Here is a 20,061-nt window from a genome sequence, read left to right as displayed (position 1 = left end):
CGGTCGGTGACAAAGAAAACCCTGTAACCCTTGATGTCAAAAGGCTTGCAGGGAATTCGGCAGAGGTGGCACGGGCTTTGCGATACAACGGGCAGATGCCTGCCGTTGAGCGGCTCGACAAAACAAATCCCTCCAGTGCAGGAGGGTTCGCAATTGAAGTGTCATGGGGCAACAGATGGATGTTGTCACGGGGCACTCTTGAGGAACTTTGCAATGACGACTCGTCAGCCACTGTACAAATCCCTGTATTTCCAGGTGATCGTTGCCATCGCCATTGGCATCCTGGTCGGTCACTTCTACCCGCAGACCGGTGTGGCCCTCAAGCCACTGGGTGACGGGTTCATCAAACTGATCAAAATGATCATCGCCCCGATCATCTTCTGCACCGTTGTCAGCGGTATCGCGGGCATGCAGAGCATGAAATCGGTCGGCAAGACCGGCGGCTACGCGCTGCTCTACTTCGAAATCGTTTCGACCATTGCACTGTTGGTCGGTCTGGTGGTGGTCAACATCGTCCAGCCGGGCGCCGGCATGCACATCGACGTGAGCACGCTGGATGCTTCCAAAGTCGCTCAATATGTAGCAGCCGGTGCTGATCAAAGCGTCGTCGGCTTCCTGCTGAACGTGATCCCGAACACCATCATCGGTGCGTTCGCCACCGGCGATATCCTGCAAGTGCTGATGTTCTCGGTGATCTTCGGTTTCGCCCTGCATCGCCTGGGTGCCTACGGCAAGCCGATCCTGGACTTCATCGATCGCTTCGCTCACGTGATGTTCAACATCATCAACATGATCATGAAGCTCGCGCCACTCGGTGCCCTGGGCGCCATGGCGTTCACCATCGGTGCCTACGGTGTGGGTTCGCTGGTGCAACTGGGTCAGTTGATGCTGTGCTTCTACATCACCTGCCTGGTGTTCGTGCTGGTCGTGCTGGGCGGTATCGCTCGCGCTCACGGTTTCAGCGTACTGAAAGTGATTCGCTACATCCGTGAAGAACTGCTGATCGTGCTGGGTACGTCCTCCTCGGAATCCGTGCTGCCACGCATGCTGATCAAAATGGAGCGTCTGGGCGCGAAGAAATCCGTTGTGGGTCTGGTGATCCCGACGGGGTACTCGTTCAACCTCGACGGCACCGCCATCTACCTGACCATGGCCTCCCTCTTCATCGCTCACAGCGACCGACACCCACATGGACATCACGCACCAGATCACCCTGCTGGTGGTGTTGCTGCTGTCCTCCAAAGGCGCTGCTGGCGTGACCGGTAGTGGCTTCATCGTGTTGGCCGCGACCCTGTCGGCTGTTGGCCACCTGCCGGTTGCCGGCTTGGCGCTGATCCTCGGTATCGACCGCTTCATGTCCGAAGCCCGCGCGTTGACCAACCTCGTGGGTAACGCCGTTGCCACGCTGGTTGTGGCCAAGTGGGTCAAGGAACTGGACACCGACGTGATGCAGGCCGAACTGGCTTCTGGCGGTCGCGGTATTGTCGACACCCGTCCTGAAGACGATCTGGGCGTGTCCGAAGGCGTCACCCCAAGCAACGTCAAATAAGACGGCTGCACTGAAAAACCCGCTTCGGCGGGTTTTTTTATGCCTGGGATTTGAGCGTAACGGTCACGACGGCTGACACATCGGGTGATTGCTGCAATGCGATTGGCTGCCTAGGCTGGAGGCATCGCTCAAGGAGTACACCCATGCCCGGTCCACTGGCATCACTCAAGGTTCTGGATTTCTCGACACTGCTGCCGGGGCCGTTTGCTTCCCTGCTGTTGGCAGACATGGGCGCCGAGGTGCTGCGCATCGAATCGCCAACCCGCATGGACCTGCTGCGGGTGCTGCCGCCCCACGACCAGGGCGTCTCGGCGAGTCATGCGTACCTCAATCGCAACAAGCGCAGCCTGGCGCTGGACCTCAAGCAGCCCGAGGCGCTGGAGGTGATCAAGCAACTGCTGCAGGACCACGACATCGTGTTGGAGCAATTCCGCCCCGGGGTGATGGAGCGCCTGGGCCTGGGTTATGAAGCCTTGAAGGCGATCAATCCGAAGTTGATTTACGTCTCGATCACCGGTTACGGCCAGACTGGCCCCTACAAGGACCGTGCTGGCCACGACATCAACTACCTGGCGCTGGCGGGGCTGGCAAGTTACACCGGCCGCGCCGACAGCGGCCCGCTACCGTTGGGGATTCAGGCGGCAGACATAGCCGGTGGCTCGTTACACGGCGTCATTGGATTGCTGGCGGCGGTGATCGCCCGGCAGCAGACGGGGCAGGGACAGTATCTGGATGTGAGCATGACCGATTGCGCCTTCAGCCTGAACGCCATGGCCGGCGCCGGGTATCTGGCCTGCGGTGTGGAACCGGAGCGCGAAGATCAGATGCTCAATGGCGGCAGTTTCTATGACTATTACCGTTCGCGGGATGGACGCTGGTTATCGGTGGGCAGCCTGGAGCCGGCGTTTATGCAGCAACTGTGCACGGTGCTGGGTCGCCCGGAACTGGCGGTCCAGGGTTTATCGCCCAAGCCAGAGCAGCAACAGGCGTTGAAAAATGACTTGAAAATTGAATTCGAGAAGCATGACTTTTCCGAGTTGTGTGAGCTGTTTGCCGGGGTTGATGCGTGTGTCGAGCCGGTGTTGAGTGTGGGCGAGGCGGTGCGGCATCCGCAGTTGCAGGCGCGGGGATTGGTGACTGAGGTGCCTCGCGGTGACGGATCAACTCAGCAGCAAATGGCTTGTCCGTTGAAGTTTTCCGAAGGGTTGCCGGCGCCCAGGTATATCGGTGCGGCGGTGGGGCAGCACACGGATCAGGTGTTGGGGGAGTTGGGGTTTAGTGCGCAGCGGATCGAGGAATTGCGGCGTGCCAAGGTGGTTGTGTAGCGCTTGATAAGACGCCTTCGCGAGCAAGCTCGCTCCCACACTGGTTCTGTGTCACGCCGAAAATCCCCTGTGGGAGCGAGCTTGCTCGCGATGAGGCCGGCATGAACACGAAAAAACCTGTTACTCGACCCGCATCTCCCCACTAAACACCAACGTACTGCGGCAACGCCGGCACAAATACCGCCGCCCCTGCCGCACCAAACTGTGCCGCTGGGCCGAAAACGGGAAATCGCTGTCGGCACACGGGCATTTGTAGATGTAGCGGGTCACGCTGCGGCGTTTGACGTCGTAGGTGTGGCAACGGTTGGGCGGCAGTTCGTAGACGCCGCGCATGATCAGTTGCCACTCTTCGCCGTGGGGCTGGATGCGGTCGCCAAACAGTTGATGGGCGATCAGGTGCGCGACTTCGTGGGCCACGGTCTGCTTGAGGAAGTCTTCGGTGTTTTCCCGGTATAGCTGCGGGTTGAAGCGCAGCAGGTTCTCGTGCAAATGCGCGACACCGGCTTTTTGCCCGCGCAGCTTGAGGCTTACCACGGGGCGTTTGAAAGGTCGTTTGAAAAAGGTTTCGGCTTGTTGGTAACAGTCTTCGACGCGGGTATTGAGTTGCTCGGGCATGCTTGATGGATCTCCAGAGACGTCGAGTATGCCGCAACCCCCGGGGCTTGCGAATCGGCCAGGCGCCGAATGGTCGTTGTTCGTGCTCTTTCAATAGACATTAAAAGGCCGCCTCGCGGCGGCCTGTATTGGCAGATCTTGTTCTATTGGAGTTCTAGTTCGTGTAGACGGGACCAACGCCCAGGCCCCAGACGATCACGGTAAACGCCATGATGGCTACCAGCACCACCAACCCTACGGCGAGCACCGAGCTTGAAAACAGGAAACCCTCGTCCGATGGAATGTTCATAAAGGTCGGCAACCCCACATACAGCAGGTACACCGTGTAGCAGATGGCGGCCGTGCCGATGATCATCCCCAGCCACATGTGTGGATACAGCGCCGCCAGCCCGCCAATAAATAGCGGTGTGGCGGTGTAGGTGGCAAACGCGATGCAACGGGCCAGGCTCGGGTTGGCGTCATAGGTGCGGGCCATCCAGTGAATGAACGCGCCCATCACCGCCACACCACCGAGCATCGCCAGGTACGACATGACCGTCATCCAGATCGCGCTTTCCTGGGTCAGCATCACCGGCGCGCGGCTGCCGATGACCCAGCCGACCTGGGTGGTGCCGATAAACGCGGACACGGCAGGGATCGCCGCCAGAATCAGCGTGTGGGTGAGGTACATGTGGCTGATGCTTTCCTCTTGGTCGCCACGGATTTCTTTCCATTCCTGGTCGGGGTGGGTGAAGAGCCCCACTACGTGATGGATCATGCCAGTCACTCCTCTTGTTTTTACCATCGCCCCCCAGCGGAGCGCCTACGGGCCCAAAGTGGCCAAGTAAGTAAAGGTCTGGATATGTATGCGACCTTATGTCGCAGTATAGAAAGGTCTTAACGGCGCAGGTTGGGGGGCTTTAGAGCAAATCGCGCTGTAAATACATCTGCTAATCGCGGGCGGGTCTGTCATCACAATCCCCTGTGGGAGCGGGCTTGCTCGCGAAAGCGGCGTAACATCCAATAGAGATGCTGGCTGACCCAACGCCTTCGCGAGCAAGCCCGCTCCCACAGGGGATGGTGGGCACTTCGCCGGCGAAGCATTTTTGCGTAAAATGCCGGCCTTTCGTCACTCCTCACGGATTTCGCGTCATGGGCACTCTTACGGTCAACCAGAACAAACTGCAAAAGCGCCTTCGCCGCCAGGCCGGTGAGGCTGTTGCCGATTTCAACATGATTGAAGACGGCGACAAGGTCATGGTCTGCCTGTCCGGTGGCAAGGACAGTTACACCCTGCTCGACGTGCTGATGCACTTTCAGAAGGTCGCCCCGATCAAGTTCGACATCGTGGCCGTGAACATGGACCAGAAGCAGCCAGGCTTCCCCGAGCACGTGTTGCCGGCGTACCTGAAAGCACTGGGCGTCGAGTACCACATCGTCGAGAAAGACACTTACTCGGTAGTCAAAGAGCTGATCCCGGAAGGCAAGACCACCTGCTCGCTGTGCTCGCGCCTGCGTCGCGGCACGCTGTACACCTTTGCTGACGAAATCGGCGCGACCAAAATGGCTCTCGGTCACCATCGCGACGACATCGTCGAGACGTTCTTCCTGAACATGTTCTTCAACGGCACGCTCAAAGCCATGCCGCCGAAACTGCGTGCCGATGACGGGCGCAACGTGGTGATTCGTCCGCTGGCCTACTGCAACGAAAAAGACATCCAGGCTTACTCGGATTTCAAACAGTTCCCGATCATCCCGTGCAACCTCTGCGGCTCCCAGGAAAACCTGCAACGCCAGGTGGTCAAGGACATGCTGCAAGAGTGGGATCGCAAGACCCCGGGTCGCACCGAAAGTATTTTCCGCAGTCTGCAAAATGTGCAGCCGTCGCAACTGGCGGACCGCAACCTGTTTGACTTCACCAACCTGCGCATCGATGAAACCGCCGCCTCGCGCTTCGTCAACGTGGTCAACCTCTGAACAAACTGTGGGAGCGGGCTTGCTCGCGAAGGCGTCCTTTCAGTCGATAACAATGTCGGCTGACACTCCGCATTCGCGAGCAAGCCCGCTCCCACAGGTGATGTATTCCAATCCTCAGGAGAGGGCATGCGCGATTACAAGTGGCTACACGAGTACTGTCTGAACCGCTTCGGTTCGGCAGCTGAACTGGAAGCCCATCTGCCGGTTCCCAAGACCCCGGCGCAATTGCGCAAGATCAGCGACGACCGCTACCTCTCGACCATGGCGCTGCGGGTCTTTCGCGCCGGGCTAAAGCACAGCCTGGTGGACGCCAAGTGGCCGACCTTCGAGGAAGTGTTTTTCAAGTTCGACCCGGAAAAAGTCGTGCTGATGAGCGCCGAACACCTGGAGCGACTGATGCAGGACGCGCGGATCATCCGCCACTTGGGCAAGCTCAAGAGCGTGCCGCGCAATGCGCAATTCATTCTGGATGTGGCCCATGAGAAGGGCAGTTTCGGCGCGTTGATCGCCGATTGGCCGGTGACCGATATTGTCGGCTTGTGGACCTACCTGAAAAAACACGGCCATCAATTGGGCGGGTTGTCGGCACCGCGCTTCTTGCGCATGGTTGGCAAAGACACGTTTGTGCCGAGCTACGACGTGGTCGCGGGGTTGAATGCACAGAAAATCGTCGACAAGGTGCCGACCAGCCAGCGGGATCTGGCGTTGGTGCAGGACGTGTTTAACCAGTGGCACGAACAGAGTGGTGGGCGGGCGATGAGCCAGATTTCGATGATGCTCGCTTATACCGTGAATCATTGAGACCGAGTCGCCCCATTCGCGAGCAAGCCCGCTCCCACAGGGGATCTGTGGTGTTCACAAATAATGTGTCCCCTGAAGATCCAATGTGGGAGCGCGGCTTGCCCGCGAAGGCGTCAGATCAGGCGACGCTGATCTCGCCCTCGCCAGCCAACTTGCGATTCAACTGAAACCGCCACCGCACATACAACAACGCCGAACAAAACACCGCCAGGCTCGCGCCCATCTCCAGCAAACCAAACAACTGCCGGTTAGGGTCATACGCGGCCAGTGCGCCTTTGATGAAATACAGATTCACCACAAAGCACATCCACGAATGCCCGCGGGCGCTGCCGACAATCATCCCCGGCGCCAGCAACAGCAGCGGCACCAGTTCGATCAGCAAAATCACCCACGGCCGTGCGCCATGCAGGTCGGCGACCAGCAGGTAGTAGGCGCACAGCAGCCCCACGAGACCGAAAAAGCACACCAGGCTGACAACCCGCATCGCCCGGACCCGAGGTTCGAGCCATTCGATCGAGGGCAGTATCTTTGGCTTCTTGGCCATGTCAGCCCTCCAGCTTCTGTGCGGTCTTCGCCAGGCGCAGGCCCAAGGCCCGGCACAGTGCGACTTCATGCTCATTCAATCCGAGTTTGCCATCAGCCCCGGCGTGATGGCTGGCACCGTAAGGCGTGCCGCCACCCCGGGTTTCCAGCAGGGCCGATTCGCTGTAGGGCAGGCCGGTGATCAGCATGCCGTGGTGCAGCAATGGCAACATCATCGACAACAACGTGGTTTCCTGGCCGCCGTGCAGGCTCGCGGTGGAGGTAAACACGCCGGCCGGTTTGCCGACGAGGGCGCCGGTCAGCCACAGGTTGCTGGTGCCGTCGAGGAAGTACTTGAGCGGCGCCGCCATGTTGCCGAAGCGGGTCGGGCTCCCGAGGGCCAGGCCGGCGCAGTTTTTCAGGTCGTCGAGGCTGGCGTACAACGCACCTTCGTCCGGGATGTCCGGCGACACCGCTTCACACTCGGTGGAAATCGGCGGCACGGTGCGCAGGCGCGCTTCCATTCCCGACTGTTCAACCCCACGGGCAATCTGCCGGGCCATTTCATTGGTCGAGCCGCTGCGGCTGTAATACAGAACCAGAATGTACGGCGCGCTCACGGCAACAACTCCAGCACATTCTCCGGCGGACGGCCGATGACAGCTTTGTCGCCGACTTCCAGAATCGGCCGTTCCATGAGTTTCGGGTGGGCCGCGATGGCCGCGATCAATTGCGCTTCGGTCAGCGTGGCATCTGCCAGGTTGAGGGTTTTGTACTCGTCCTCACCGGTGCGCAGCAATTGCCGGGCGTTGATCCCGAGTTTGCCCAACAGGCTCTGCAGTTGCGCAGCGTCCAGTGGGGTTTCGAGGTAGCGGACCACGGTCGGCGTCAGGCCGCGGGCTTCAAGGAGTTCGAGCGCACCGCGGGATTTCGAGCAGCGCGGGTTGTGATAAAGCGTCAGATCGGTCATTTGCGGGTCGCATCTTGCGTAAGGTGGCGTCTATTCTAACTGTGCAGCGCGCAATCCAGAACCGTGAGAGTCGATGGGTCGCAGGCGCATTCAATTTTGAGCAAGGATCACGACATGACAAGACGATTGGCAGCGGCGTTGGCGATCATCGGGGCGTTAATGCTGGGGGCTGCGGCAGTGACTATGGCATCGACCAGGATGGCCACAAAGTGGCGTCCGGGCGTCTCGACAAACAATGGATTGTGGTCAATTACTGGGCCGAATGGTGCGGTCCGTGCCGCACCGAGATCCCGCAGTTGAACGCGCTGGCCGAAGAGCTCAACGGCAAAAAAATTGGTGTGTTCGGGGTCAACTTCGACAATGTGCAGGGCGATGAGCTGAAGAGCGCCAGTGAGAAACTGGGGATCAAGTTCACCGTGCTGGCCCAGGACCCGGCGGATTTCTTTGATCTGCCACGCAGTGAAGCGTTACCGGTGACTTACATCATCGATAACAAGGGCAAGGTGCGGGAACAGTTGATGGGTGAGCAGACGGCGGCGGGGGTGATGGCGAAGCTGGAGGCGTTGCAGGCAACTAACTGAACGGTGCGGTGGGAGTGATTGTTCCCACCTGTGGCGAGGGAGCTTGCTCCCGCTCGACTGCGCAGCAGTCGCAAAACCAGTGTATGCGGTGTCCCTGACGAAACGAGGGGGCTGGATTTAGGGCTGCTTCGCAGCCCAGCGGGAGCAAGCTCCCTCGCCACAGTTATTCTCCAAGCCACAAAGAGGAAGGGATCAACCCTCTTCAAGCCACCAACGCAACGGCTTGCCCTCTGCCGGCCAGAAACGCATCTGGTCGATTGGCGAGATGTCCCAGCGCTGCACGTTTTCCAGCGCTTGCAGGAAACGTTTTTCCTGCTCCATCAACGCCGGTGCGCACAGTTTGCGGGTGCTGCCCACTTTGCCGAAGCTCAGCTTGTCGCCTTCCAGGGTGTAGGGCGCAAACCAGTGGTTGCAGCCGCCATTACCGTAGGCGCGACCGTCGTCACCCAGGGTGATGGTCAAATGGCTGTAGTCCATCAACGGACGTTCGCCGATCCACTCCAGAATGTAACTGTGGTTTTGCTGCAATTGCACCGGGTCGGCGGCGCAGCCCATCAGGCTGGCGCCCGCCATCGCGGCCAGAACAAGGTGTTTCATCACGCAGGCTCCTGGCATTTCGGGCACAGGTGTTTCTCGCCGACGCTAGTCCAGCCCAGCTCGGCAATGCGCGCTGTGGCGGCAGGCTTTTCAGCCTTGTTGCCCAATTTGGCGTCGACCGCGAACTCGAAGCTCAGTTCTTTGGCGCAGCTGTCGCAATTGACCTTCCAGGTGTGGATCGCCAGTTCACCAAACACCGGACCACTGGCCACCGCGACCCATTGGCCGGGCGGGTTGATCAAGTGGCGAACGGTTTCGACGCTCAGGCGCATGGACAAGTCCTTGCTGCCTTTGAGGGTGACCACCAGGACGTCATTATTGCGAATCGAGCCGCCGTTGCCGGTGACCTGATAACGCCCCGGCACCAGGGCGCGGCATTCGGTCAGGGTGTGTTGAGGGTTCATCAGGGTGTAGCGAAAATCGTGTTCGACCATGGGTCCTCCAAATATGCGCGATATGCTAGCACGGGCATCAACGCAGCATGGCGTGGGCATGTGACCTTCGATCAGGTTCAAATCACCTGCCCAGTCATGGCACACTGCTGCTTTTGCACCCCTAAGGAATGGAAATGGCATTGACCGAGTGTTATGAATGCAAAAGGAGCATCAGCTCTGAAACACTATCGTGCATTCACTGCGGCGCTCCAGCAGCGGCCAGGCAAGCGAACACCTCCCGGGCAGCGCCTATTTCATTCGGACAACTGCCGCGCGATGAGCATGTCCCTGAGGTGTCGACGGTTGTTGTCGAACCTGAACCGACGGTCGAGCCAGCGCCCGAGATTCCAGAAATTCCACTTCCCGTCTCCCGGCACAGGCGTCGGGGCGCGCCGGTGAATGCGCCATCGACCGACCCGTGGCCACGTCCGGTGGAAGGTTGGCTGAAGATCATGGCGTTTTTACTACCACCGTTTTTTGTCTGGTTTTTGCTGCGCCGCGGGCATTCCCTGCACCAGCGCTTGATCGGCTTCGGCTGGCTGGGATTGTTGATCCTGGCGTCCTCGATCGGCCCCAAGCCCTGAGCATCATTAACCTTCGATTTGATTTTGCGGCGCCCCGGCCGACCAGGCAGCGATGTTCTGCAAGGTCGTCGCGGCAATCGCGCCAAGGGCTTCGCGGGTCAGGAAGGCCTGGTGCGCAGTGACGATGACGTTGGGGAAGGTCAGCAGCCGCGCCAGTACATCGTCTTGCAGCGGCAAGTCCGAGCGATCCTCGAAAAACAGCTGCGCCTCTTCTTCATAGACATCCAGCCCCAGATAGCCCAGTTGTCCGTCTTTCAAGGCGTCGATCAGTGCCGGGGTGTCGACCAGGCCACCGCGTCCGGTGTTGATCAGCATCGCTCCCGGTTGCATGTGGGCCAGTGACTGACGGTTGATCAAGTGCTTGCTCTGCTCATTGAGCGGGCAGTGCAGGCTGATGATCTGCGACTCGGCCAACAATTGCGGCAAACTCAGGTAACGCGCGCCGAGGGCTTCGACTTGTGGATTCGGGAACGGATCGTAGGCCAGCAACTGGCAACCAAACCCGTTCATGATTTTGGCGAACGTCGCGCCGATCTGCCCGGTGCCGACCACACCGACAGTCTTGCCCACCAAGTCGAAGCCGGTCAGCCCGTGCAAGCTGAAATCCCCTTCGCGGGTGCGGTTGTAGGCGCGATGCAAGCGACGGTTAAGCGCCAGGATCAGCGCCACTGCGTGTTCGGCCACGGCGTGGGGTGAATAGGCAGGCACCCGCACGATGGCCAGGCCCAGGCGTTTCGCCGCGACCAGGTCGACATGGTTGTAACCGGCGGAACGGAGGGCGATCAGGCGGGTGCCGCCAGCCGCGAGATGTTCGAGCACCGGGGTGCTGAGGTCATCATTGATGAAGGCGCACACCACCTCGTGATGCTCGGCCAATGCCACGGTGTCGAGGCTCAAACGTGCCGATTGAAACTGCAACTCGATGCCGGCGGGCAAGTCGGCGGCGAGGAAGCTGTCGCGGTCGTAGCCCTGGCTGCTGAAAAGAATGGTGCGCATCGTGTCCTCCTGGAAATGTCCCTGCAACATCTTAGCCGTGATGGCGTCAGGTGTTATTGCGCTGGGTCAGGCGCTGATACGCGCCTGCGCGGCCAGGCGATTGATCGAGCGCTCCAGTTCTTCAAGTGCCGCCGCAGCTTTCGGGTCCTGTTGCTTGAGCAGCGTTTCACTGCGCTGGCAGGCCGCACGCAATTGCGGTACGCCGCAGTAACGCGTGGCCCCGTGCAGGCGATGGACCCGTTCGATCAAGGCGTTCTGGTCGTTGGCTTCGCGGGCGACGCGAATCGCCTCGCGATCGGCTTCCAGCGAAGCCAGCAGCATCGCCAGCATGTCCGCCGCCAGATCCGCCTTGCCGGCAGCCAGACGCAAGCCTTCTTCGTGATCGAGCACCTGCAAGTCGCTGGCACCATGGCTGTCACTGGAGCGCTCCGGCGCCTGATTACGCAGCGCCAGGCCGGTCCACTTCAGCACCACTTGGGCCAGTTGCCGTTCGCTGATGGGTTTGGTCAGGTAATCGTCCATACCGCTTTGCAGCAGCGCACGTTTTTCGTTGGCCATAGCGTGGGCGGTGAGGGCGACAATCGGCAGCGGCGTGCAATGCCGTTCGCTTTCCCACTGACGAATCGCTTCGGTGCTTTGACGCCCATCCATGCCGGGCATCTGCACGTCCATCAGCACCAGATCGAAGGTTTCGTTCTGCACCGCTTTGACCGCGGCGTAACCGCTTTCGACGGCGAGCACTTTGGCGCCCATGTCTTCGAGCAGGGTTTGCACCAGCAGCAGGTTGGCCGGGTTGTCGTCGACGCAAAGGACCTTCGGCGCCCGGCTCGACACCGGTTCGCCGGGCTCGCTGCGCTGCTGGCGCGGGTTGACCAGATCAGACAAGGCCCGACGCAGTTTGCGGGTGCAGGCGGGTTTGGCCTGGAGCTGGCTGTGAGGGTTGGGTACCGAGAGGTGGAACAGCGTCTGCTCGGTGGTCGGGCACAGCACCAGGACTTTGCAGCCCAGGTGTTCGAGGTCCCAGATGTGCTGGTTGAGGCGCTCCGGCGGCATGTCGTTGCTGGTGATGCCAAGCACCGCCAGATCGATTGCCTGCTCGGTCTGATGGGCGCCGGTGACGCCATTGGTCAGGCTTTCCAGCGTATTGAACGGCGTGACTTCCAGGCCGCAATCTTCCAGTTGATGCTGCAACGCCTGGCGGGCCAGTTCATGGTTTTCCAGCACCGCCACGCGACGCCCGAGCAACGGCGGGCCGGGCAGGTCCTCGGCGTCGTCGCGGGTTTTCGGCAGGCTCAGGCTGATCCAGAATTCCGAACCTTCACCCGGTGTACTGTCGACGCCAATCTCGCCGCCCATCTGTTCGATCAGGCGCTTGGAAATCACCAGCCCCAAACCGGTGCCGCCGGGCTGGCGCGACAGCGAGTTATCGGCCTGGCTGAAGGCCTGGAACAGGGCGCGCACGTCCTGGTTCGACAGGCCGATGCCGGTGTCCTGAATGCTGATGCGCAGTTGCACGCTGTCTTCGTGCTCTTCTTCAAGCATGGCCCGGGCGACGATGGTGCCTTCGCGGGTGAACTTGATCGCGTTGCTGACCAGGTTGGTCAGAATCTGTTTGAGCCGCAGCGGATCGCCGACCAGCGACAGTGGCGTGTCGCGATAGACCAGGCTCACCAGTTCCAGCTGTTTGGCGTGGGCGGCCGGAGCGAGGATGGTCAGGGTGTCTTGCAGCAAGTCGCGCAGGTTGAACGGAATATTGTCGAGCACCAGCTTGCCGGCCTCGATTTTCGAGAAATCGAGGATCTCGTTGATGATCCCCAGCAGGCTGTCGGCGGACTTTTCGATGGTGCCAAGGTAGTCGAGCTGGCGAGGGGTCAGCTCGCTTTTTTGCAACAGGTGCGTGAAGCCGAGAATGCCGTTGAGCGGCGTGCGGATTTCGTGGCTCATGTTGGCCAGAAACTCGGATTTGATCCGGCTCGCTTCCAGGGCTTCCTTGCGCGCCAGGTCCAGTTCGATGTTCTGGTTTCGATGGTTTCCAGGTTCTGGCGCACGTCTTCGGTGGCCTGATCGACGCTGTGCTGCAATTCTTCCTGGGCGTTTTGCAGGGTGCCGGCCATGCGGTTGATGCCCGACGCCAGTTCATCCAGTTCCTGGCTGCCGAGGGGCGGCAAGCGGGTTTCCAGATGACCGTCCTTGAGTTGTGCCACTGCCAGTTTGATCTGGCTGATCGGCCGATTGATGGTCCGGCCCATGCGCAGAGCCAGCAACGCCGCACCGGCCAGGCCGGCGCCGATCAACAGCAGGCTGGCGAACAGGCTGCGGTAACCGCGCAGCAGCATGCCGTTGTGGGACAGTTCGAGTTCGACCCAGCCCAACAGGCGATCAGCTTCGTCGGGAATCACGTCGCCAGCCAGATTGCGATGCTTGCCGAACACCGGCAGCAAGTAGCGGGTCGCGTCGTTACCGCTGCGGCGTAGCATCTGCGAGCCGTTGCCGGTCGGTGCCGCATTGAGCATGGTCGGGCCCGCGTGGGCCAACGGTGTACGGTCGGGCGCGAGGAAGGTCACCGCGCGCACATCGGTCTGTTCCAGCGACTGGGTGGCGATGCGCTCCAGCAACTCGGTGTTTTTGTGGCCCATGGCCGGGGCAACCAGCGGTGCAAGTTGTTCGGCGATCATCTCGCCGCGCTGCATGAGTTGGGTTTGCAGGTCCGATTGCTGCATCCAGGTGAAATAGCCGCCCAGCACCAACGCCATCAGGCTGGTTGGAAGCAAGGTCAGCAACAGCACGCGGCCTTTAATTCCCAGTTTCTTGAGCACGCAACTCTCCTGCATCCCGCGATTGAATAACCCGCACGTGCATCCGGCACGCACCACTTGCGCAGTGTAGCGATTTGCTAGCGGGCAATCTTCGTAAAGTTGATGTCGTCATTCGTCGGCTGGATGGGCGCTTTTGCCTTCCGGGCAAACCGTGGGTTGCCCCTGGCGAGGCAATCTTGAATAATCGGCAACTGAGAATTATTTGCAGATAGTCATGACTCCCATCGCTGCTGGCCTTCCTCGTATCCTGTCTATAGAAGACGACCTCGTGCTGGGTGCTTATGTCCATGAGCACTTGGGACGCTGCGGTTTTCAAGTGACCTGGTGCCAGGAACGGCCAGGAAGGCCTGGCCATCGCCCGAGGGCAACCGTTCGATGTGGTGCTGATGGACATTCTGTTGCCGGGCCTGGACGGCCTGAACGTTCTGACCCAACTGCGTCAGAGCCATGCCACCCCGGTGGTGTTGATGTCGGCACTGGGCGCCGAGGCGGATCGCATCAGCGGGTTTCGCCTGGGCGCCGACGATTACCTGCCCAAGCCGTTCAGCATGGCCGAGTTGCGGGTGCGCATCGAAGCCATCCTGCGGCGGGTGGCTTTCGACCGTCGACCCGCCCCGACAGCGATTGCGACGCCGGTCCATAGCCTGTGTTTCGACGATGAGCAGTGCGAAGTCTTTTATCGCGAGCAAGCCGCCGGCCTGACTCGCAGCGAGTATCGGCTGCTGGAAACCCTCAATCGCAACAACGATGAAGTGTTGAGCAAAGCCTTCCTTTATCAGCAGGTGCTGCAACGGGGCTACGCGGCCCACGACCGTAGCCTCGACATGCACATCAGCCAAATCCGTCGCAAGCTCAAGGCCGTCGGTTATACCGAGCGCGAAGTGCGCACAGTCTGGGGTAAAGGGTATGTATTGAGCGCCGTCGATGAAATGGTCTGACCTGCCGGGCCGGCACTCGCTGTTCTGGAAGCTGGCGTGCCTGTTGGTGGCGTTCTGTTTGCTGATGATCTGGCTGAGCTGGTCCTGGGGCCGCTACATGGAACAGAAAAACCTGTTCCTGTCCGACGAGGCCCGAAGCACCCTGACGCGTTATGCCGCTGAGGCGGAGCAGGCGTGGGATGAGCGCAAGAGCGCAGGCGTCGATGCCTGGTTGCAGGATGTCGGTCAACGCGAGACAACCTGGGTCGGCGTGATCGGTAGCGATCTGCAGTCCTTGAGCAGCTATCCGCTGGTGGAGAAGGAAATCCAACGCCTGACCTTTCTACGCGGTCTCGATTGGCCAACCAGTCGCCATACTCGAGGCTTGCCGTGGCTGCGAGTTCCGTTCCCAAAGGATCCGGCCGCTGGCAGCCTGGTGATTGAGCTTCCGCAACGTTTCTTGCCCGGGCAATACCGGGTGTTCTGGCGCGTGATCACCAATGGGGTGATTCCCGGACTGTTCACCTTGCTGCTGTGTGTCGGTTTATACCGGTTATTGGTGGTGCCGTTGAACAGCTTGCGCGAACAGGCCAAGGCCTGGCGGGCCGATCAGTTGAACGTGCGTCTGTCGAGCCACACCACCAACCGTTCGGATGAGCTGGGTGAACTGGGTCGGGCCTTCGACCACATGTCCGAGCGCCTGCAAAGCACCGTCGCCCTGCAACAACAACTGCTGCGCGACCTGTCCCACGAATTGCGCACGCCGTTGAGCCGTCTGCGAGTGGCCAGCGAAAGCGAGCAAGGCCTGGTGCAATTGCGCGAGCGCATTGGGCGCGAAGTCGACGGCATGCAACGGCTGGTAGATGACACCCTGCAACTGGCCTGGCTCGACACCGAACGCACACGGTTGCCCGACGAATCGATCCAGGTTCAGGCGCTGTGGGACATGCTCACGGAAAACGCCTGCTATGAAAGTGGCTGGCCGGCGGGTCGGTTGCACTGTGCGGTAGATTCTTCCTGCTGGGTGCGCGGCCATCTGAATACCCTCGCCCAGGCGCTGGAAAACATTCTGCGTAATGCGATTCGGCATTCTCCCGATGGCGGCATTGTCCGCCTCGGTGGACAGCGCGATGGCGACTTTTGGCATTTGTGGCTGGAGGATCAGGGCGGCGGGGTGGCTGAAGCCAATCTGGAACGGATCTTCTCGCCGTTCATTCGCCTGGATGGTTCGCGGCCGGGGGATGGTGGATTTGGACTGGGATTGAGCATTGCCCGTAATGCGGTGCAACGCCAGGGCGGGGAGCTTTGGGCTGAGAACACCAGGACTGGGTTGCGGCTGAATATGCGGTTGTTGGCTGATATCGATGATGTCAGTGCCGACGCCTTCGCGAGCAAGCCCGCTCCCACAGTGGATGTGTGTCGCCCACAAATTGTGTAGTTACCCCCGATCCCCTGTGGGAGCGGGCTTACTCGCGAAGAGGCCTTCCCAACCACCACCTTCTGCATCGCTGAAGAGATAGTCGCGCCACTGGTGCGACAATTGCCCAGGTCGCAAAACCGGGATCAACAGTGGACTCGTGTAAGGCTACAAACCGTATGAACAACACCGAACCTTGTGGGAGCGGGCTTGCTCGCGAAGACGTCCTACCAGTCACCGCCCTCTACAGCGCTGAAGAGATAGTCTCACCACTGGTGAGACAATTGCCTTGGTCGGACAACCCGATCAACAGTGGACTTGTGTAGGTCACAAACCGCGTGAACAACACTGAACACTGTGGGAGTGAGCTTGCTCGCGATGAAGCCGTGCCATCCGGTAAAAAAGTGTCAGCGCTGCTGACACAATTGCTCTGAACCCACAATCTGCTCATCCTGACTCAGAGCAGACTCCCGGAAGAGCGTGAGTTTTACCTGCGTATGGCGATACAGGAGAGGTGGTCGACGCGCGAACTGGAGCGCCAGTTCAAAGCGGCCCTGTTCGAGCGCAGCGTCACCCAACCGGCAAAAGTCTCGGCAGCGCTGAGACAAACTCACCCTGCGGCGCTTGAGATATTCCGCGATGCGTACATGGTTGAGTTTCTCGACCTATCGGGCGGCAAATAGTCGATTTGGTAGTAGGGGAAACATCCCATAATAGATAGCTTGTAGCAATGTACTTTCAATTATTGTTTTATCAACCGCTCAGCAACGCGTTGATTTCGGCAATATCAACTTCATTTAATGTACCTACCGCGGCCTTAAGCTGTAACTGGGCCAACAAGATGTCATAACGGACGCGAGACAGTTGTTGAACTATGTCGCTGTATTTTCTTTGAGCTTCTAGGACATCGATACCAACTCGAATTCCGACCTTGTATCCGATTTTATTAGATGTCACTGCCGAGAGTGCGGACGATTTCGCTGCCTTAAGCGCATTTTCCTGCGCTATGCCGTCCATTACGCCCGACCAAGCCTTTCGGGCTGTCAGCGCAGCAGCGCGGCGGGCGTCTTCCAATTCAAATTCAGTTTGTTCCTGCATCGCTACTGCTTGCCGAGTAGCAGAACTCAGTCTACCCCCGCTATACAGTGGCATGCTTAAACGTAGTCCAATACTAGACGAGTCAATGCGGTTCGTATTGGCATTAGGGTTTTGCTGTATGTTCTGACTGATGATCAGATCGATAGACGGTAAGTGTTCGGCCTTACGAATACGTACTTCATTGCCTGCGATGTCTAGGAGTAATGCTTGTGCTTGTACAGCAAGACTAAATTGCTGAGCCGCTTTAACCCATGTAGATAGCTCTAATGGTTGCGGAGGTAAGAGAGTCACATTGTCGTCCAATCCTCTCAGTAAGCCTGGATGCTGCCCAATGATTCGAACTAAGGAGTTTTGGGTCAGATCCAGGTCGCTTTTAGCTTTGATAAGTTGCGCGGTGCTGCGATCAAAACTTGCCTGAGTCTCATGCACATCAATGATGCTGGTGTTACCTAATTCAAAGTTCTTTTTAGCGCTTGCTAACTGCTCCCCATCGGCAGCTCGTAGATCCCGTACTGCCCGAAGTACGTCAGTTGCATTCAGTACTTCAAAGTAAGCATGCGCAACACGCAACATTAAGACCTGTCCCGCGTTTTCAAGACGGATTTTTGCTTGCACACGTTGAAGTTCACCCTGCTTGAACTGAACCCAGTTCTGCCAACGAAAGATAGGTTGTATCAATTGGATGCCGTAACTACGATTCTGTCGGCTGTGCTCGATATTGCCGGTAGGAACTTGGTAGTCGGTTTCTATCCAGTGGGTTTGAGCATCTAGCGATATTTTGGGTAAAAGTCCTGATCGGCCTTGTAACCAGTGCTCCTGCCCCGTGCGCTGATGGGCTTTCTCTGCGGTGTACCGAGCATCATTCAATAATGCCTGTTGATAGATGTGCAAAAGATCACTGTCATGAGCCTTAGCAATCATCCCATCCAGCAACAAGACAGCACTTATCACAATTATTTTGATGGGCCTCATATATTGACCCTTGTCTCATCGAGACGAACATCTTCCACGACCTTCCCATTGTCCAGGCAGACAAGACGCTTAGCGAAAGCGATTGTTTCACGACGATGAGCAATAATTATTCGCGTAATTGGCATTTCACGCAGCGCCCTGACTACATGCTGCTCACTGTGCAGATCCAAGTGGCTAGTTGCCTCGTCAAGCGCAAGAATTTTTGGTTTTCGATATAAGGCGCGTGCTATAAAAATTCGCTGTTTCTGTCCGCCAGATAATCCGGTTCCCATCTCAGACACAAGCGTCTGGTAGCCCATAGGCATATTAGTAATAGTCTTGTGGATATCTGCTTGGTGAGCTACTTCCGCTATGTGTTCCTGACAGAAGTGTGGATCGAAACAAGCAATATTTTCGGCTAGAGATCCTGCCAGTAATTGATCCTCCTGCATTACAGCACTTACTAAGCTACGACATGTCCGAGGCCCCAGCTGACGCATAGGTATTCCGCCAATCAAAATCTCCCCTTCTGTCGGTGTAAGCAGGCCGAGTATTAATTTAAGCAATGTGCTTTTACCGCAACCAGAACGACCGACGATTGCTACTGAATCCCCTGCGTTGATCGTGAGAGACAGATTGTGTATTACCGAGGGCTCGCCATGTGCATATCGATATGAAACGTGTCTGAATTCAATATAAGGTTCTATACGATCAAAATCCGCTTCCATCGGTTCATCAGGCTCTGGTGTTTCTAAAGCAATATCGGCCAGTCGCTCGGAATGTAGTGAAAGCATACGAATTTCAATGCCCAAGTCAATCAACTTGCTTGCTCGTCCAGTAAATTGGGTTTTGTAGGCGATGAATGCTAACAACATACCCAATGATAGTGCGCCCTGGAGAACGGCGGAGCCACCGACATAGAGCAGCAGCATTCCTTCTAATCCAAAGATCAGAATGTTCAAACAGGCAAACACTAGCAATATTTTCTGTGTTGTTACATCTCGATTCTGAACATCTGCAATCATATTTTGCCAAGTCGCCAATCGCAACTGGGTTGCATTGAATAACTTGATGGGTAAAATTGCCCTTATTGTTTCCAGGAAATAAGAGTTTTCTCTGGCGCCAAGTACTATGCGCTCCTCAGAAGCGTTGCGGAGCGGGTGGTAAAAACTAGTCGCGCGACGCCATACAGTACCAAGGCAATCAATACAATTGCTGTAAGTGCGCGGCTGTATAAAAGCATCATTGTTAGTGTCGCTATTGCAACTAATCCATCAAGTACTCCTGTGATAGCGCCGTTTGTCAATATTTTGCGGATGACAGCAAATGACTGGAAACGGGCAGCGATATCCCCAAGTTGACGTTTTTCAAAAATGTCCAGGGCAGACGTAACATATGGCTGAACAAGTTTCCCGACCACTGTATTGCCAACTGTTGGCCCAGACGTAATGACATCCAACCCTGAGCCATCCGTAGGACAAAATCCGTCACCATCAGTAGGCAGCCCCCCAATACAGCCAACAACAGCAGATCATGATCAGAAGACACCAGTGCCCCATCGATTACCCATTGAGTAACTTGTGGAGCGAGTAGTGCGACAGTTTCCAACGCCAGTGCAAGTACAAATATATTGCCTAAAGCGCGCTTGAGCCCAATGGTGCGGCGAATCAAGTCGTACAGGCGGACTCGAGCTTTCTGTGAATCGGGGCGAAATGTAGCGTTAGGTGTCAATTCCAGAGCTACGCCGGTGAAATGCCTCGAGGCCTCAGACGATGTCATCACCCTACGACCAAATGCTGGGTCTAGAATACTTAGGCTGTTTCCCTTCACTCTCTCTAGCACCACAAAGTGATTCATATTCCAGTGAAGAATGCATGGTGTGCGTAACTGGGATAACTCCTCCAATTCTAATCGCAGAGGCCTGCAGGAAAA

The 20,061-nt window shown here is 58.0% G+C and carries 16 protein-coding genes and 6 pseudogenes; 9 read left to right on the top strand and 13 right to left on the bottom strand.

Annotated elements, in window-relative coordinates; all coding sequences use genetic code 11:
* The first annotated feature begins 213 nt into the window (after positions 1-213).
* Positions 214-1,549: pseudogene (locus tag RHM58_RS00105) on the top strand (dicarboxylate/amino acid:cation symporter).
* A gap of 143 nt (positions 1,550-1,692) precedes the next feature.
* Positions 1,693-2,874: a CaiB/BaiF CoA transferase family protein gene (locus RHM58_RS00100; protein WP_201205883.1), complete on the top strand. Its 1,182-nt coding sequence runs from the start codon at positions 1,693-1,695 to the stop codon at positions 2,872-2,874.
* A 120-nt stretch (positions 2,875-2,994) separates the two neighbouring features.
* Here the strand turns inward: RHM58_RS00100 and RHM58_RS00095 are convergent, their stop codons facing one another.
* Together RHM58_RS00095 and RHM58_RS00090 are read right to left on the bottom strand one after the other, a co-directional pair.
* Entirely contained in the window at positions 2,995-3,489 is a 495-nt protein-coding gene (locus RHM58_RS00095) for a SprT family zinc-dependent metalloprotease (RefSeq protein WP_201205881.1), read from the bottom strand.
* A gap of 154 nt (positions 3,490-3,643) precedes the next feature.
* The gene (locus RHM58_RS00090) at positions 3,644-4,246 is read right to left on the bottom strand and encodes a Yip1 family protein (protein ID WP_201205879.1); all 603 of its coding nucleotides are present in this window, start codon (positions 4,244-4,246) and stop codon (positions 3,644-3,646) included.
* A 374-nt stretch (positions 4,247-4,620) separates the two neighbouring features.
* Between RHM58_RS00090 and ttcA the strand changes: the two genes are divergently transcribed.
* Both ttcA and RHM58_RS00080 read left to right on the top strand, forming a co-directional pair.
* A complete protein-coding gene (gene ttcA, locus RHM58_RS00085) occupies positions 4,621-5,445 on the top strand; it encodes a tRNA 2-thiocytidine(32) synthetase TtcA (RefSeq protein WP_201205877.1) in 825 nt (274 codons plus the stop codon).
* 126 nt (positions 5,446-5,571) lie between these two features.
* The gene (locus tag RHM58_RS00080; protein WP_201205875.1) at positions 5,572-6,246 is read left to right on the top strand and encodes a DNA-3-methyladenine glycosylase I; all 675 of its coding nucleotides are present in this window, start codon (positions 5,572-5,574) and stop codon (positions 6,244-6,246) included.
* A 118-nt stretch (positions 6,247-6,364) separates the two neighbouring features.
* On the opposite strand, the gene RHM58_RS00075 is transcribed toward RHM58_RS00080, so the two are convergent.
* The 3 genes from RHM58_RS00075 to arsC are packed head-to-tail and all read right to left on the bottom strand — an operon-like array spanning position 6,365 to position 7,738.
* A complete protein-coding gene (locus tag RHM58_RS00075) occupies positions 6,365-6,790 on the bottom strand; it encodes a DUF2069 domain-containing protein (protein WP_201205873.1) in 426 nt (141 codons plus the stop codon).
* 1 nt (position 6,791) lies between these two features.
* On the bottom strand, positions 6,792-7,388 hold the full coding sequence (gene wrbA, locus RHM58_RS00070; protein ID WP_201191627.1) for an NAD(P)H:quinone oxidoreductase: 597 nt from the start codon (positions 7,386-7,388) through the stop codon (positions 6,792-6,794).
* Complete coding sequence (gene arsC, locus RHM58_RS00065) at positions 7,385-7,738, bottom strand: arsenate reductase (glutaredoxin) (RefSeq protein ID WP_201205872.1); 354 nt, start codon at positions 7,736-7,738, stop codon at positions 7,385-7,387. Before arsC ends, wrbA begins: the two co-directional genes overlap by 4 nt.
* A gap of 114 nt (positions 7,739-7,852) precedes the next feature.
* Between arsC and RHM58_RS00060 the strand changes: the two are divergent.
* Positions 7,853-8,319: pseudogene (locus RHM58_RS00060) on the top strand (TlpA family protein disulfide reductase).
* A 192-nt stretch (positions 8,320-8,511) separates the two neighbouring features.
* Here the strand turns inward: RHM58_RS00060 and RHM58_RS00055 are convergent.
* Complete coding sequence (locus RHM58_RS00055; RefSeq protein WP_201205868.1) at positions 8,512-8,916, bottom strand: META domain-containing protein; 405 nt, start codon at positions 8,914-8,916, stop codon at positions 8,512-8,514.
* A complete protein-coding gene (locus RHM58_RS00050; protein ID WP_201205866.1) occupies positions 8,916-9,350 on the bottom strand; it encodes a hypothetical protein in 435 nt (144 codons plus the stop codon). Before RHM58_RS00050 ends, RHM58_RS00055 begins: the two co-directional genes overlap by 1 nt.
* A gap of 134 nt (positions 9,351-9,484) precedes the next feature.
* On the opposite strand from RHM58_RS00050, the gene RHM58_RS00045 reads away from it, so the two are divergent.
* Positions 9,485-9,934 carry a hypothetical protein gene (locus tag RHM58_RS00045; protein WP_201254927.1) on the top strand — a complete coding sequence of 150 codons (450 nt, stop codon included), beginning with the start codon at positions 9,485-9,487 and terminating at the stop codon, positions 9,932-9,934.
* A gap of 6 nt (positions 9,935-9,940) precedes the next feature.
* Here RHM58_RS00045 and RHM58_RS00040 read toward each other — a convergent pair whose 3' ends face one another.
* Both RHM58_RS00040 and RHM58_RS00035 read right to left on the bottom strand, forming a co-directional pair.
* A complete protein-coding gene (locus RHM58_RS00040; RefSeq protein ID WP_322269353.1) occupies positions 9,941-10,930 on the bottom strand; it encodes a 2-hydroxyacid dehydrogenase in 990 nt (329 codons plus the stop codon).
* Positions 10,931-10,996: 66 nt separating this feature from the next.
* Positions 10,997-13,746, bottom strand: a pseudogene (locus RHM58_RS00035) (response regulator).
* A gap of 214 nt (positions 13,747-13,960) precedes the next feature.
* Between RHM58_RS00035 and RHM58_RS00030 the strand changes: the two are divergent.
* The 3 genes and pseudogenes from RHM58_RS00030 to RHM58_RS00020 all read left to right on the top strand — a co-directional run.
* Positions 13,961-14,684 (top strand): annotated as a pseudogene (locus RHM58_RS00030) (response regulator transcription factor).
* On the top strand, positions 14,671-16,101 hold the full coding sequence (locus tag RHM58_RS00025) for a sensor histidine kinase (RefSeq protein ID WP_322269352.1): 1,431 nt from the start codon (positions 14,671-14,673) through the stop codon (positions 16,099-16,101). Before RHM58_RS00030 ends, RHM58_RS00025 begins: the two are co-directional and overlap by 14 nt.
* Before the next feature lie 413 nt (positions 16,102-16,514).
* A pseudogene (locus tag RHM58_RS00020) lies at positions 16,515-16,757 on the top strand (DUF1016 N-terminal domain-containing protein); the annotation flags it as partial.
* A gap of 76 nt (positions 16,758-16,833) precedes the next feature.
* Here the strand turns inward: RHM58_RS00020 and RHM58_RS00015 are convergent.
* The 4 genes and pseudogenes from RHM58_RS00015 to RHM58_RS00005 all read right to left on the bottom strand — a co-directional run.
* Positions 16,834-18,150 (bottom strand): TolC family outer membrane protein, encoded by a 1,317-nt coding sequence (locus RHM58_RS00015; RefSeq protein ID WP_322269351.1) that lies wholly within the window; start codon positions 18,148-18,150, stop codon positions 16,834-16,836.
* Complete coding sequence (locus tag RHM58_RS00010) at positions 18,147-19,091, bottom strand: peptidase domain-containing ABC transporter (protein ID WP_322269350.1); 945 nt, start codon at positions 19,089-19,091, stop codon at positions 18,147-18,149. The genes RHM58_RS00015 and RHM58_RS00010 overlap by 4 nt, the downstream gene beginning before the upstream one ends.
* A 167-nt stretch (positions 19,092-19,258) precedes the next feature.
* A complete protein-coding gene (locus tag RHM58_RS33830) occupies positions 19,259-19,549 on the bottom strand; it encodes an ABC transporter transmembrane domain-containing protein (protein WP_416195292.1) in 291 nt (96 codons plus the stop codon).
* A pseudogene (locus tag RHM58_RS00005) lies at positions 19,432-20,049 on the bottom strand (cysteine peptidase family C39 domain-containing protein); the annotation flags it as partial. The gene RHM58_RS33830 and the pseudogene RHM58_RS00005, both read right to left, overlap by 118 nt.
* Positions 20,050-20,061 lie beyond the last annotated feature (12 nt).

The organism is Pseudomonas sp. 10S4, from assembly GCF_034344865.1.
Taxonomy (GTDB): domain Bacteria; phylum Pseudomonadota; class Gammaproteobacteria; order Pseudomonadales; family Pseudomonadaceae; genus Aquipseudomonas.
This window is presented reverse-complemented; position numbering and strand designations above follow the sequence as displayed.

Bases quoted from the DNA above. Each gene is read 5' to 3' on its own strand.
- RHM58_RS00100 (WP_201205883.1), top strand. From the start codon at position 1,693: ATGCCCGGTCCACTGGCATCACTCAAGGTTCTGGATTTCTCGACACTG.
- RHM58_RS00095 (WP_201205881.1), bottom strand. From the start codon at position 3,489: ATGCCCGAGCAACTCAATACCCGCGTCGAAGACTGTTACCAACAAGCC.
- RHM58_RS00090 (WP_201205879.1), bottom strand. From the start codon at position 4,246: ATGATCCATCACGTAGTGGGGCTCTTCACCCACCCCGACCAGGAATGG.
- ttcA (WP_201205877.1), top strand. From the start codon at position 4,621: ATGGGCACTCTTACGGTCAACCAGAACAAACTGCAAAAGCGCCTTCGC.
- RHM58_RS00080 (WP_201205875.1), top strand. From the start codon at position 5,572: ATGCGCGATTACAAGTGGCTACACGAGTACTGTCTGAACCGCTTCGGT.
- RHM58_RS00075 (WP_201205873.1), bottom strand. From the start codon at position 6,790: ATGGCCAAGAAGCCAAAGATACTGCCCTCGATCGAATGGCTCGAACCT.
- arsC (WP_201205872.1), bottom strand. From the start codon at position 7,738: ATGACCGATCTGACGCTTTATCACAACCCGCGCTGCTCGAAATCCCGC.
- RHM58_RS00055 (WP_201205868.1), bottom strand. From the start codon at position 8,916: ATGAAACACCTTGTTCTGGCCGCGATGGCGGGCGCCAGCCTGATGGGC.
- RHM58_RS00050 (WP_201205866.1), bottom strand. From the start codon at position 9,350: ATGGTCGAACACGATTTTCGCTACACCCTGATGAACCCTCAACACACC.
- RHM58_RS00045 (WP_201254927.1), top strand. From the start codon at position 9,485: ATGGCATTGACCGAGTGTTATGAATGCAAAAGGAGCATCAGCTCTGAA.
- RHM58_RS00040 (WP_322269353.1), bottom strand. From the start codon at position 10,930: ATGCGCACCATTCTTTTCAGCAGCCAGGGCTACGACCGCGACAGCTTC.
- RHM58_RS00025 (WP_322269352.1), top strand. From the start codon at position 14,671: ATGAAATGGTCTGACCTGCCGGGCCGGCACTCGCTGTTCTGGAAGCTG.
- RHM58_RS00015 (WP_322269351.1), bottom strand. From the start codon at position 18,150: ATGAGGCCCATCAAAATAATTGTGATAAGTGCTGTCTTGTTGCTGGAT.